At 52.7% G+C, this 13577-nt stretch carries 14 protein-coding genes; 5 read left to right on the forward strand and 9 right to left on the reverse strand.

All coding sequences use genetic code 11. The features are described from left to right. The first annotated feature begins 184 nt into the window (after positions 1–184). Positions 185–883, forward strand: a complete 699-nt coding sequence (locus GEI7105_RS0120175) for an HAD family hydrolase (RefSeq protein ID WP_017662226.1) — start codon at positions 185–187, stop codon at positions 881–883. A gap of 20 nt (positions 884–903) precedes the next feature. On the opposite strand, the gene GEI7105_RS0120180 is transcribed toward GEI7105_RS0120175, so the two are convergent. Continuing rightward, a complete protein-coding gene (locus tag GEI7105_RS0120180; protein ID WP_017662227.1) occupies positions 904–1506 on the reverse strand; it encodes a CPP1-like family protein in 603 nt (200 codons plus the stop codon). Positions 1507–1981: 475 nt separating this feature from the next. Between GEI7105_RS0120180 and GEI7105_RS36215 the strand changes: the two genes are divergently transcribed. Continuing rightward, entirely contained in the window at positions 1982–2128 is a 147-nt protein-coding gene (locus GEI7105_RS36215; protein ID WP_017662228.1) for a ribbon-helix-helix protein, CopG family, read from the forward strand. Here GEI7105_RS36215 and GEI7105_RS0120190 read toward each other — a convergent pair. Then, the gene (locus GEI7105_RS0120190) at positions 2125–3345 is read right to left on the reverse strand and encodes a DUF790 family protein (RefSeq protein WP_017662229.1); all 1221 of its coding nucleotides are present in this window, start codon (positions 3343–3345) and stop codon (positions 2125–2127) included. The genes GEI7105_RS36215 and GEI7105_RS0120190 overlap by 4 nt on opposite strands. A gap of 84 nt (positions 3346–3429) precedes the next feature. Between GEI7105_RS0120190 and GEI7105_RS33730 the strand changes: the two genes are divergently transcribed. Continuing rightward, a complete protein-coding gene (locus tag GEI7105_RS33730) occupies positions 3430–4083 on the forward strand; it encodes a tetratricopeptide repeat protein (protein ID WP_017662230.1) in 654 nt (217 codons plus the stop codon). Here the strand turns inward: GEI7105_RS33730 and GEI7105_RS38675 are convergent. The 6 genes from GEI7105_RS38675 to GEI7105_RS0120225 all read right to left on the reverse strand — a co-directional run bounded on the left by GEI7105_RS38675 (position 4048) and on the right by GEI7105_RS0120225 (position 9493). Further along, positions 4048–4206 (reverse strand): hypothetical protein, encoded by a 159-nt coding sequence (locus GEI7105_RS38675; RefSeq protein ID WP_158413236.1) that lies wholly within the window; start codon positions 4204–4206, stop codon positions 4048–4050. The genes GEI7105_RS33730 and GEI7105_RS38675 overlap by 36 nt on opposite strands. A 28-nt stretch (positions 4207–4234) precedes the next feature. Beyond that, entirely contained in the window at positions 4235–5488 is a 1254-nt protein-coding gene (locus GEI7105_RS0120205; protein WP_017662231.1) for an RNA-guided endonuclease InsQ/TnpB family protein, read from the reverse strand. A 59-nt stretch (positions 5489–5547) separates the two neighbouring features. Next, positions 5548–6090, reverse strand: coding sequence for a hypothetical protein (locus GEI7105_RS0120210; RefSeq protein WP_017662232.1), 543 nt, complete (start codon positions 6088–6090; stop codon positions 5548–5550). Between the two features lie 79 nt (positions 6091–6169). Further along, on the reverse strand, positions 6170–6811 hold the full coding sequence (locus tag GEI7105_RS0120215) for a type I restriction endonuclease (RefSeq protein WP_017662233.1): 642 nt from the start codon (positions 6809–6811) through the stop codon (positions 6170–6172). 44 nt (positions 6812–6855) lie between these two features. Beyond that, positions 6856–9033, reverse strand: coding sequence for a DNA helicase RecQ (gene recQ, locus GEI7105_RS0120220; RefSeq protein WP_017662234.1), 2178 nt, complete (start codon positions 9031–9033; stop codon positions 6856–6858). 58 nt (positions 9034–9091) lie between these two features. Next, complete coding sequence (locus tag GEI7105_RS0120225) at positions 9092–9493, reverse strand: CO2 hydration-associated protein CupS (protein ID WP_017662235.1); 402 nt, start codon at positions 9491–9493, stop codon at positions 9092–9094. A 177-nt stretch (positions 9494–9670) separates the two neighbouring features. Here GEI7105_RS0120225 and GEI7105_RS0120230 point away from each other — a divergent pair, with 177 nt between their 5' ends. Together GEI7105_RS0120230 and GEI7105_RS38680 are read left to right on the forward strand one after the other, a co-directional pair. After that, positions 9671–11737, forward strand: coding sequence for a cation:proton antiporter domain-containing protein (locus tag GEI7105_RS0120230; protein WP_017662236.1), 2067 nt, complete (start codon positions 9671–9673; stop codon positions 11735–11737). Beyond that, positions 11718–11870 (forward strand): hypothetical protein, encoded by a 153-nt coding sequence (locus tag GEI7105_RS38680; protein WP_158413237.1) that lies wholly within the window; start codon positions 11718–11720, stop codon positions 11868–11870. The genes GEI7105_RS0120230 and GEI7105_RS38680 overlap by 20 nt, the downstream gene beginning before the upstream one ends. A 69-nt stretch (positions 11871–11939) precedes the next feature. On the opposite strand, the gene GEI7105_RS0120235 is transcribed toward GEI7105_RS38680, so the two are convergent. Next, positions 11940–13448, reverse strand: a complete 1509-nt coding sequence (locus GEI7105_RS0120235; protein WP_017662237.1) for a UbiD family decarboxylase — start codon at positions 13446–13448, stop codon at positions 11940–11942. Positions 13449–13577 lie beyond the last annotated feature (129 nt).

Below are 13577 nucleotides of genomic sequence, written 5' to 3' on the forward strand. Positions count from 1 at the left end.
TGAGGAGTAATGCTACCGTGGTTTTTGAATCCTTACCACGAAAGGGATTGTGACTAACCAGCATCATTAGAGTACGGCACTACCAAACGGCGATCGCTACAGTGTCCGGCTCTTACCGAGCGTCACGAGCCAAATGTGATAAAACTTAACCCAGAGCTGCAAACCTCACGACTCCACGCCCCCCATGCTCAGACTCATCACCGATTTCGACGGGCCGATCGTCGACGTGTCCGATCGGTATTATTGCGTGTACCAAGACTGTCTCGAACAGTTGCGCCCCCGCGATCGCCCCGTCAAACGCCTCTCGAAATCCGAATTTTGGCAGTTGAAGCGATCGTGCGTTCCCGAACGCGAAATCGGTGTCATTTCTGGACTCGACCGCGATCGCGCCCGACAGTTCGCCCGACTTCGCAGCCAAACCGTTCACAGTTCCCCCTATCTCCACCACGATCGCCTGATTCCCGGCGCGATCGACGCCTTAGAACGGGCGCAGCGATCGGGACTCGATCTCGTCCTGATGACGATGCGCCGCCAGAGAGAACTCGAAGAAGCCCTCTATCGGTGCGGACTCGATCGCTTCTTTCCCCCCCATCGTCGCTACTGCATCGGCAACGACGAAGCCAAAAGCCTCGACACCCAAGATAAACCCCGCTTGATGCGACAGGCGTTGATGGAGCTTCCCCCAGCGGGCGAACAGTGGATGGTGGGCGATACCGAAGCCGACGCGATCGCCGCCCGTACCTACAGCGTTAAATTTATCGGCGTCCTCTCAGGCATCCGCGATCGACAACGACTGAACCCCTATCGCCCCGATCGCATCGTCGAAGACTTAACCGAAGCCGTCGATCTCGTCGTCGAACGGGCAACCCAAGTCGTCAGTTAACTCGAGTCGGAAAACGAGTCTTACCGCAAAAAGCTCGACACCAACCACAACAAGAAGAACGTCACCCAAGCGGCAAAAGTTTCAGCAGCCACCTGCGCGCCGAGCCATGCCGCCAACTGTCCGCCGATAAGAATTCCCACGATCGTCGCGACTAACGTAAATAAGATCGCCCGTCCGAATCGTTTCTCTTTACGGTTGAGAAAATACAAGCTCGCACCTGCCCCGAACGCGAGGGCGATGGGGGCGTATTCCGCGCTGACCGCACTGAGAACGCTCAACAGGACGAACACGCCTGCCGGCCAGAGAATGTCGCTTTGACTGGGAGTGTCGATGGAACTTTGCAACCAGTCGGGCATTCGATTCGATGCTGTGGGTGTGGCAGTTTGAGGCGGCGCCGGCATCGATCGCTCGGGAAAACGAATCCCCTCGGGGACTTTGATTTTACCTTGTTGGCGCAACCGCAGCCGATCCATCAAAACGGCATCGTAGGCAATTTCAATCTGTTCGATCTGTTTGCGGTCGTTGTTGTGTTGTTCGATTTGACGATCGCGAGCAGCTTGAATTTCCTCGAACGAGGCACCTTCTGTAACGCCAAGTTGTTCGTAAGGATTCTGGTCGCTCATTGCCCGATTCGTGTAAAGTAGCTATCCCTTCTAGCTTAGCAGCGATGGGGAGAAGATGAGAAAGGGAGAGGGGGAGAGGGGGAGAGGGGGAGAAGGGGAGAGGGGGGAGAAACAGTTATCTGTTTGCTGTCTTCACTGGTGACTGGTGACTGTTCCCCGTTTTATAGATTTTTTTGGCGAAAACGTTTGCAAACGAACGATTATAAGTACAATGTACTATAGGCTCGAGTGCCTCGAGCCTAGGATTATCGAGAAAACCGAACTTTTGTATCCTTCTCGAAACGACGACTTGTCCCTTGGGTGCGCGCACGTCGCCGCTCGTTCTCGACGGTTGTGTAGAACTCAACACGCCGAACTGCTCCGTCAGGACGAGACGCTAGGAGCCGGCAGCCCCATACAGACTCGACGTGAGGCCGGATCGAAGTATCGGTTTATCTTAGCCCGTTCAATACACGAAACCGATCGATCGTTCCCTATGGCTCGAACGAAACCCCCTTCTGATAAAGTTCTAACCATCCGCCTGCCGACGGGCGAACTCGAACGGTTAGAACATTACTGTATCCAGCGGGGTAAAACGAAAACCGACGTATTGCGAGAGATGATTCGCAAACTGCGCGTCTAACTGTCGTCGAGGGCGGCGAGAACGGCTTGGGGTTGCAGTTTTTCTTTGAACCAAACCACTTTCACCGGAATGTCGTCGATGCGAACCCCAGCTTTTTCGAGGTTCAACCGCTCCGACACAGCTAAAACTAAGCGGCGATCGAGCGCTTGTCGTACTTGCGAAAATTTCTTTTTTAAATACTCCGGTCGCCAGTACCCGACAATTTCGAGCAAGACATCCCGTCCGTCTGGATGGACGAGGCGGAAGTCGGGAACCATGACGCTGCCGGGAATGGGAATTAAATCCACTTCCCGTTCGAGCTGCCAAGGGGTATCTAAGGTTTCCCAGCGTTCGGCGAAGGACTGTTCGAGCATCGAATCGTAAGGTTTGCCCGCTGGATAGTGACTGACGAGACCACAATCGGAATTTAACGTGAAGCGACCGATGCGGGTCGTTTTTGTTTGGGGATTGCGGGTGTGTAAGGTGGCTTTGAGACTCCAACGAGTGACGTGGAGTAACGCCGGAATCAGTTTGGCAATGGCTAAGCCGTAGCGGGTACTGGGTTTGAACAAACTCGTCGGGCCGTCGATGGTGATGGTAAAGCCGCAGTCGGCGTCTCCTTCGATGTAAAACATCAAACTGAAGAGTTTGAGGTAACGAAAGAGCAACTTATACTGACCGGGGACGTTGCGATGGGCATTAATAATCACGTCGCTGGCGCGGTAGAAAATCCCCTGAACTTGCGAGAGGTTGTAATAGTGCAGGAGGTTTTCGGGGGTGAAGGGATCGAATTCGGTGAGGATGCGGTTTTCTTGTAAGTCGGCGTAGAGTCCCCGCCGAATAGCCTCGAGGGTGACGTCAGATTCGAGTTCGCGGCTGAGTTCTGTGGCGAGGCGATCGAGGGTGGTGACGGCAGACTGGCGACTGGGGACAGTTTGTGCTGAAAGGGCAAATACCCGCTGTCGCAGTTGGGGAGGATCGAGGGGACTGACGATCTCGAAGGTGCAACATTTGCTTTTGAGAAGGTGCGCCAGCCCCCGTCGCAGGCGATAATCGGGACTGTCGCCTTCCCACTCTTTCAGGCGGCGCGTGAGTTCTCCTTGGGTATCGTTGAGGCAGCGTTGAAAAAGATCGATCGCCGCCTGCGCCAGTTGTAAATGGCGATCGTCGAGGGGAAGGCGTTTGGGAGTGAGGGTTTCGCCGGTGTGTCGGTAGCTGAGTAAGTCGGTGGGTAACATGGCTGCAAAGTCAGGCGATCGTAGAAGCTCGAGTTTCTGTTATGGTTTTTTTAAACGTTTTAGATTGGGAGAGGGTGTCGCCTCGTGTCGTTTTTCGATCGCCTGACTTTGAATACGTCGTACCGTCAGTTTAACGCCGTTCGATCGACCCTGTTGGGAGGGGTTGTCGCCCTCGCCACGTTGACACCGCAGATGGCGATCGCGCAGATGGTGGATTCTCTGCCCTTCCCTCCGAGTCAGCAAGCGGAAAACCTCGATCGCCGGGAACTGTTTCGCGAAGGAAACGACTTGTTTCGCGATCGCGACTACGAAGCCGCTGAAGTCATTTTCCGCGAACTGCGCGATCGCTACCCTCAAGACTCCCTCGTTCGCTATAAACTCGGGAACGCGCTGTTTGCCCAATATCGCTACGAAGAAGCGGCCGAAGAATACCAAGAAGCGATCCGCCTCAACGAAGACCACGCTCTAGCCTACAACGCGTTGGGCGATCTCCGCGCCAGTCAAGGCCGTTTAGAAGAAGCCGTATCGCTCTACGAACGCGCCCTCGAGGTCAACGAAGATTACGTTCGAGCGTTGAAGGGGTTGGGAAGAGCCTTAGCTCGGCTTCAGCAGTTTGAAGAGGCGATCGCGACCTTAGAAACCGCCTTAGACGTACTCGTCGAAGAGGGCGAAATCTGGGAGGCGATCGAAGTGGCACGACTGTTACAACAAGTTCGCCGCTGGCAAGACGTCATGTAAAATCTTCAGGGCGATCGCCTCGTCCTCATGTCCCAAATGGCAGTTGCAGCAGCGTTTCACTCCCGTTGCAACAACAGGATCGATCGCGCGGAGACCGACACCGACGAATCTCCTGTTTGACATACTCCCCGGCGTGAACGCACGGGGATTCTCACAAAGTGATTCTTGATTCATCGACACCACTTACTGTTTCAAGTTGCCTATCGACAGCAGGGGTGGTAGTCTCCTCAAGCGTTCCTGGTTCCCCAGCAGTTTCCCAATGCCCTTGGGTACTGTGATTCCACTCAATACCTAGAACGTTCATCCCTTTCTTCAAGATATTTAATGCCGCATTCGTATCACGACAAATTTCTATCTTGCATTGAGGACATTGATGAGTTCTAGTACTGAGTGATTTCTTCACTCGATGACCACAGTTAAAACAATCTTGAGATGTATAATTCGGTGCAACAGCTATCACTGTTTTATCCCAAACTTTCCCAAAATAGTCTAGCCATTGAGTGAATTGATACCACGAAGCGTCAGAAATAGACTTTGCCAAATGATGATTCTTGACCAGGTTTTGTATCTTCAGGTCTTCGTATACCACAACATCGTTAGATGCTACTACGCACCGAGCTAACTTAACTGCCCAGTCTTTACGTTGGCGTTGAACCTTCAAATGAGCCTTGCCCAGTCTAATCCTAGCTTTTTGGTAGTTGTTTGATTGAGGCTTTTTACCCTTAACAAACTTTCTGGATAGCCGTCGCTGTAGTTTCTTAATTCGTTTTTCAGCCCGTCTCAAATACTTGGGATAGGTTGTCGCATTGTCGTTTTGGTCTTTGTAGAAATACTTTAAGCCTAAGTCAATGCCGATCGCATTTCCGGTATAGTTTCCTATTTCTTTTCGAGTGGCATCAAAACAGAATTGAGCATAATAACCATCAGCTCGCCTAATCACTCTCACCCGATTAATTTTGAGTCTGAACAAGTCCTCTCTGGTCTCACGATCGCAAAACACAGAAAACTTACCCGCCTTAAAGCCATCGGTGAAATTAATAGCTAAACAGTCCTCTGAAAGTTTCCAGCCTGAAGTTTTATACTCAACTGAACGAGAATGCTTTTTAAACTGAGGATAACCTTTCTGTTTGGCTCCTTCTCTACAGCGACGATAGAAGCTAGAGATAGAATTCCAAGCTCTCTCTGATGATGCCTGACGTGCCATTGAGTTTAACTTTTTGGCAAAAGGAAACTCACGCGCCAATTCTTTGCATAGCAGAGAGAGACGAGCCTTATCTACTTTAGACTCATCTCGCCATAACCTTACTGCTTTGTTTCTGATAAACTGAGCAGTTCTTATGGCTTCATCTAAGGCTTTATATTGTGCCTTAGACCCATTCAACAACTTGGCTTCTCTTACTATCATGGTTTTATTTTACTGGACTTTATTTTGGATAACCTTGTTTTTAACATAAGTTAACCGTCCTAGAAGGACGGGGCTTTAAACCCACTTTTTTTGGTAAAGCCTTTGACGTGCATCTCGTAGATGACGGTTTCGTGTTCGGGAATGTCGAGGAGGCGATCGCCGTCCCAGTCGAAGGACTCGTCTACAACGATCGCTTTGGGGACGAACTCGGTATCGTCGCGATCGCAAAACGATAGATCTTCGTTGGGGTCGTCCAAGAGATAGCTGAAAATTGCCTCGTCGTACTGAATTTCGCCATCGAGGGCTTTGGCGTAGGGATCGATGAGGAGTTTGTTGGGATCGAACCGATATCCCCGTTCGGGGTCGAAAGGCCCGTGAACTCGGAATCCGTAGCGTTGACCCGGTTCGATTTCTGGTAAGTAGCCGTGCCAAACGTAACTCTCAATTTCTGTTAACGGAACGCGGGTTTCGAGACCGTCGCGATCGAACAAGCAGAGTTCGACTTGGGTGGCGTTTTCGCTGTAAATGGCAAAGTTTGTCCCATGACCGTCCCAATGTGCGCCCAACGGATAGGGTTTACCCGGCCAAACTGTAACCTGCATCGATTTCCCTTTAGATCTTCTTTGTTTTAAGGGTAATACGAGATTCGGTTTTCGTTGCGTTACCGGTTTGTTTGCCGATCTAGTTGTTTTCTGTCGTCACGACGGCGCGTCCCAACTGCTTTAGGATTTGCAATACGGCATAGAGTTCGTTTCCGGGGTTCACTAGCGAAAACAGTCGCGAGTTGGCGTATTGCGCCACGGGTTGGCGAAGGGCTTTGAGAAACAAAAATTCGTTTCCGTTGACGATCGCGCCGAAGCTAGGGCGATTTCCGTGAGGATTTGACAGCATATAGGCGAGTGCTTGGGGAACGGCGCGAGTGACGGAAAAATCGCTGCGTTTGGATTCGATAACCAGCAACCACAGGCGGTTTTTTTGCACTAAAACGTCAATTCGTCCTCGAACAACCGTTCCTTCGTCTTCCATTTCCAAGGTGATACTCGGTTCGGTTTCGAGGCGAAACGGCTTGCGATAAAATCCGGCTAAATCGAGTAAGGGGGCGAGGACTACCATTTTGATGCTGTTTTCCAGCCTCGGCGGATCTTCCCTTAACGCTAAAAAGTTGTCCTTGACGCGATCGAGATACTGCTGTTCGAGTTCGATTAGATTTGGGTGAGTTTCTAACCATTCGGGAAAAAATTCTGGATCTGACGTTTGCTGAAGTGCAAATTTTTGTTTCAGCGTGCGAAGTGTCACTTGACTGGCGGGAATTGCACGTACCATATTTTTTTTGAATTTATTTTTTGGGCTGAATATTTAGCCTTGTTTTATTCATTTAAAACATCCATTTTAGCTTTCACGAGGCGAATTTCTTCGTAACTGTATTCTCCGCCACCTAAATATTCGTAAATTGGCTTGAGTGTTTCAGAATTTAAGGTGCGAACGGCACTGCGAATGACTTGTTGACGTTCTGGAGAAACGAGGCGATCGAGATCGATGTCTTCTCCAGTGCGAATTAAAACTTCGAGATGGGAAAGAACGGTTTTTGGGGAAAGATTGCGCTCTAAGGCAATGTCTTCTAACGCCATTCCTTGTTGAAACAGGGCTAGAGTATGGCTGCGGGTATCGGAATATTGGTGATAAGATGTCGCCGAAGCTTTGACGGACGATCGCATCGACACCGAACTCTGTTTTCGCAAGTATTCGCGAATGAGACCCACAAAGCGATCGCCATATTCTTCGAGTTTGTATTTCCCGACACCAGAGAGTCTTGAAAAAGCCTTCAAGGTTTGGGGCTGCTGTCGCGCCATCAGTTGCAACGTGGAATCTGCAAAAATGGTGTAAGGTGCAACCGATCGCTCGTCGGCGATTTGTTTGCGAAGCGATCGCAACTCGAACAACAGCATTTCTGCATCGATCGCCCCTTGACTGCGGTTGTCGGTTTCCGTCACCGAGACTTTGCGCGGAACGGCGATTTCGACTTTGCGCTGTCGCCGCATAATTTCCCAACTGAGGGGATTGAGTTTCAACACTGGATAACCGTCGTCGGTTTCGTCCACAAATCCCCGTTGTTTGAGCGATCGCGCCAGTAATTTCCATTCTTCGGCGGTGCGATCTTTGCCGATTCCATAAGTCGAAAGTTGGTGGTGTCCGTATTTCTGAAGTTTGGGTTTGCGGGAACCGCGCAACACGTCGATGATGTGAGTAACGCCGAACCGTTCGCGACAGCGGGCGACGCAAGAGAGGAATTTCATCGCCTCGATCGTCCAGTCTTCGACGGGTTTGGGCTGGCGACAGTTATCGCACTGTTGGCATTGGCGATCGAGTTCTTCGCCGAAATATCGCAGTTGAATGGCTTTGCGACATTCGGTACTTTCGGCGTAATCGATGACTTGGCGCAATTGTTGTTTGGCGATGCGCTGTTCTTGGGCGTCGGGTTTTTGGTGAATAATCCACTCGACTTTTCCCACGTCGCCGTAACTAAAAAATAGGATACAGCGAGAGGGTTCGCCGTCCCGTCCCGCCCGTCCAGTTTCTTGATAGTAACTTTCGAGGGTTTTGGGGAGATCGTGGTGGATGACGAAGCGAACGTCGGGTTTGTCGATTCCCATTCCAAAGGCGATCGTGGCGACGATAACTTGCACGTCGTCGCGGATGAAACGGGTTTGGTTTTCCGCGCGATCGCGATCGCTCATTCCGGCGTGGTAAGGTAAGGCAGCAATCCCGTCGTCTTGGAGTTGAGACGCCAGTTTGTCCACTTGGCGGCGACTGAGACAGTAGACGATTCCCGAACCTCCCTGTCGGACGACTTGCAGAATTTCCGAGTAGGTGTTGCGGGTTTTGGGGCGAACTTCGTAGTAGAGGTTGGGGCGGTGGAAACTGGCGACGTGGATGTGGGGTTGGTTCAACGCCAGTTGTTGCATGATGTCTTGACGGACGCGATCGGTGGCGGTGGCGGTTAACGCCATTACGGGAACGTCCGGGTAGCGGTGTCGCAGTTGGGAGAGTTGGCGGTATTCCGGGCGGAAGTCGTGACCCCATTCCGAGACGCAGTGGGCTTCGTCGATGGCGAATCCAGCCAGTCCGATTTGCGATCGCGCAGTCTCGAGAAATTGCAGGAAATTATCGCTCAACAGCCGTTCGGGGGCAACGTAGAGAAGTTTGACGTCTCCGCTGAGAACCGATCGGGCGCGATCGCGAATTTCGATGCCGCTGACGGTACTGTTGAGAAAGGTCGCCCCGATGCCGTTGTTTTGCAAGGCTTGAACTTGGTCTTGCATGAGGGCGATCAGCGGCGATACCACCACCGTTACGCCGGGACGCAGCAACGCCGGGAGTTGGTAACAGAGGGATTTTCCGCCGCCGGTGGGCATAATCACCAGCAGATCGCGGTTTTGAAGGGCGGTTTCGACGATCTGTTGCTGGCCGGGGCGAAAGCGATCGTAGCCGAAATGTTGTTTGAGGGCAAACTCGAGGGATGTCGGTTGCGCGATCGGTGCGGACATGAACCTCCGAAGCTGACGGACACCCCTCTCATTTTAAGGGAGATGGGAACCGATCCGACTATCCCATCAAAATTACGTTGTCGATGACGTGAATCACGCCGTTATCGGCTTCGATATCGGCGCTGACAACGGTTGCGTTTTTTACTTCAAAGCTGTCCGAACAGTCGATAGAAATGGGCGCACCTTCGACGGAATCGAGGGAGGAAACGTTTTCGAGATCGGTACGAGTATACTTCCCGGCAACGACGTGATATTTAAGGATTCGTGCCAATTGCGGAGGATTTTGAACGAGGGTTTGAATCGTTCCGGGGGGGAGTTTGGCAAAGGCGTCGTCGGTGGGAGCGAAGACGGTAAAAGGGCCGGGACTTTTCAGCACGTCCACTAAGTCGGCGGTTTTAACAGCGGTGACGAGGGTTTCAAACGACCCCGCACCTACGGCAATGTCTACGATATCAGGCATTTTGATCGCGTGTTTTTGTATACAAAAAAATATGCTATTTTACAGTATAAGCTATTAGCTAAACTTGTGATTTAAAGATTTAAATTACAAGAATAAAAAAAACTGAACGAAGCGATCGACCGAAAGGCAAATGGCGCGATCGTCCGACTTGGCTTCTCCATTACGCGCTCGAAATTTATGGAACACCTGCAACAACTGCTTCCAGACACGCCGATCGTTCCCTTTACGATTTTGCTGTTAGTCGTGCTGACGGTACCCCCCTTGTTCGAGCGATTGCGCCTCCCAGGACTCGTGGGATTGATCGCGGCCGGGGTGGTTCTCGGACCCGACGGGTTGGGATTTCTCGATCCCGAAGCAGACTCTATGATGCTGTTTACGGACATCGGTAAGATTTATCTGATGTTCGTGGCCGGTTTAGAAATCGATCTGGCGGAATTTCGTAAGAAAAAGGATCGATCGCTCGGGTTCGGCCTCGCCACCTTTGCCGTTCCCCTGTTGATGGGTACGGCCGTGGCGACGATCTTCGGTTTCGGCCCGAACGCTGCGATTCTCATCGGGTCTTTAATGGCTTCTCATACCCTGCTAGGCTATCCGATCGTAACCCGATTGGGGGTCGGTGGCAACGAAGCCATTACCGTGACGATCGGTGCGACGATTTTCACCGACATTGCTGCCTTACTCGTTTTGGCGATTTGCGTCTCGATTCACGCCGGGGAGTTTTCGGCCACCAGTTTGGTGGTGCAATTGGTCGCCTTGGGACTGTACGCCGTTGCGGTACTGGTCGGCTTGGACTGGGCGGGGAAAGAATACTTCCGCCGCACCGGAAACGAGGAAAGCAACCAGTTTTTGTTCGTGTTGTTGGCGGTGTTCGTGGCGGCGGTGGGATCTCAACTGATTAACGTCGATAAAATCGTCGGGGCGTTTTTAGCGGGTTTGGCCGTCAACGATGTGGTCGGACGGGGGCCGGTAGAAGACAAAGTGGAATTCGTCGGTAGTACCCTGTTTATCCCGTTTTTCTTCGTGGGAATGGGGTTACTGCTGGATGTTTCGGCGTTTCTCGAAAGCTTTACCAGCAATTTCGGTTTGATGGTGGCGATCGTGGCGACGCTGCTGGTGAGTAAGTTTCTCGCGGCAATGGCGTCGAAACTGCTCTATCGGTACAGTTGGCCGGCGACGATGACCATGTGGTCGCTGTCGATTCCCCAGGTGGCGGCGACGTTGGCGGCGGCCTTGGCCTTAGCCGGGAATCAGGCGGGATTGTTGCCCGAGTCGGTGTTTAACAGCGTCGTGGTGTTGATGCTGGTGACGTCGGTGGTGGGGCCGGTGGCGACGTCCCACTTCGCCCGGAAACTTCCCCTGTCTCCTGCTACAGCGAAACCGCCGGAACCGGAAACCTCCCCCTCGATTCCGTTTTTCCAGTCGGAAAAGCCGTTTACGGTGTTGGTTCCGGTGGCGAATCCCCTCACCGAACGCTATTTGATCGAAATGGCGGCGATTATCGCCCGTCAACGGGGGGGATCGATCGTGCCGCTGTCGATTGCGCCGGCCCACGCCCACATGGACGAACCGGAGTTAGATGCGGCGATCGCGCGGGGAGAACGGCTGTTGCAACGGGCGTTAGATGTCAGTCAAGAGTTCGAGGTCGAGGCGACCCCCCGCATCCGCATCGATAGCGACGTCGCTCACGGGATCAGTCGAACCGCCCGCGAACAGAACGCCAGCGCGATCGTCATGGGGTGGAACGAAAACATCGGGATTCGGGCGCGGTTGTTCGGAAACGTCATCGATAGCGTGTTTTGGTCGTCTCACTGTCCGGTGGGAGTGATGCGTTTGTTAGACGATCCGTTAAACATCCATCGCATTCTCGTTCCGGTGAAAAGTCTCGCCCCGCAAGTGGTGGAGGCGATGCGGTTCGCCCAGTTGTTCGCCGCTTCCAACGATGCGGAGTTGACGTTGCTGCACGTGTGCGATCGCCTCACGACTCCCGAACAAATCGAGGCTTTCGAGTCGTCGCTGATGGCGGTGTTTTCTCAAACTGAAGTCCAGGTGAAAGCGGAGATGAAGTCCATCGTTCACGACGATATCGCTCAGGCGATCGTCGAAGCGGCGCGATCGACGGAAATGGTGGTCTTGTGTTCCCGTCGTCGCCGAACGGCGGGGGGATTGGCGGTGAGCGACGTCGCCGAAAAACTCCTCAAGCAACTCAATTGTTCGATGGTGTTATTTGGCGAACCGCATTGGTAAACAGGCGGTGCGTGACGCGGGAATGTCATTTTACGGTGGAGGGCGGCATTTTTGCGCCCGCGTCACGGCACCCTACGGTTCCTTTCTCCATCTCTTCATTATCTCATCACTTCCCGGTGGGGGCGGTGCGTGACGCGGGAATGTCATTTTACGGTGGGGGGCGGCATTTTGGCGCCCGCGTCACAGCACCCTACGGTTCGGGTTAATTGACTTCGTAACCGAACTTGTTGGGATCGACATCGCTTAAATCGAGATCGGCTAAGCCGTATTCCGCCCAGCGGCTATCGACCATTTTCGCGACGTCGGGATCGGATTCTAACGGTTCTCCCCATTCGTGTTCGGTTTCGGGGGGAACTTTCGTCGTGGCGTCGATTCCCATGCGTCCGCCCAACCCCAGTTTTTCGCTGGCGAAATCTAAGGTGTCGAAAGGGGTGTTTGGGAGGATAAAGACATCGCGACTGGGATCGACTTTTGAGGAAATCGCCCACACGACCTGACGGGGATCGCGGATGTTAATATCTTTGTCTACGACGATGACGAATTTCGTATAGGTAAACTGCGGTAAGGCACTCCAAAAGGCTAAGGCGGCGCGGCGGGCTTGACCGGGATAGGCTTTGTCGATGGAGATAATCGCCGCTTTGTAACTCAGGGCGTCCATCGGTAGGAAGAAATCTACGATTTCGGACACCTGCTGCCGTAAAATCGGCGTGTAAATGCGGTTGAGGGCGATCGCCATCATGGCTTCTTCTTTCGGCGGACGACCGCTAAAGGTGGTGAGATAGACGGGATCTTTGCGGTGCGTCATGCAGTGGAAGCGAATCAGGGGCGAGTCTTCTACACCGCCGTAATAGCCCATGTGGTCGCCAAAGGGTCCGTCGGGAAGCATTTCGCCGGGGGTAATCGTTCCTTCGAGGACGAATTCAGATGCGGCGGGAACTTCTAAATCCAGGGTTTTGCATTTCGTCAGGGGAACCCCGGAACCGCCGTAAAGTCCGGCGAACAGCCATTCTGATAAGTCTACGGGAATCGGCGTCGCCGCCGCCATGAGAATCAAGGGATCGACGCCGAGGGCGATCGCAATTTCTAGTTTTCGACCCCGTTCGGCGGCTTTCCGCAGATGTCGCGCCCCGCCGCGAACTGAGAGCCAATGTACCGTCATGGTATTGTTCGATTGCAACTGCAACCGATACACGCCCACGTTGGGGGTTCCGGTTTCGCAGTCTTTGGTAATGACCAATCCCAAGGTGATAATTTTCCCTGCATCGCCGCAATAGGGGCGAATCATGGGGATTTTGTTGAGATCGAGGTCGTCCCCTTCCACGACGACTTGTTGACAGGGGGGAAAGAAATCTCGCCCCGGCTTGGCTTTCACCACGTCGAAGAGGAGTTTTCCGAATTCGATGGCTTGAGATATCTTTTTCGGGGGTTTGGGTTGTTGTAACATCCCCAGTTTTTTGCCGAGTTCTTCGAGTTCCTGGGGTTTTTCCATGTTCATCGCCCAGCACACCCGCTGTTCGGTTCCCAACAGGTTCACGGCGACGGGAAAGTCTGCGCCTTTAACGTTCTCGAACAGGAGGGCGGGGCCTCCGGCTTGCAACATCCGGTTGGAAATTTCGGCGATTTCTAAGTCAGAATCGACTAAAGCGTCGATGCGGCGCAGTTGTCCGCGTTCTTCGAGTAGGTTGAGGAATCCCCGTAAGTCTCTTGCCATGCTTTACGTTTTGTTACGGTTGCGTTTTCTTTATTATCGGGGATTTGGAAGAGGACGCGGCGGACAACGGCTTGGAATTGACGAGACCGATCGATTGCTTACAATCGCTTAAAAGGGATCGCCCTGTTT

This window comes from Baaleninema simplex PCC 7105 (genome assembly GCF_000332355.1).
In the GTDB taxonomy this organism is placed as follows: Bacteria; Cyanobacteriota; Cyanobacteriia; order Cyanobacteriales; family Geitlerinemataceae; genus Baaleninema; species Baaleninema simplex.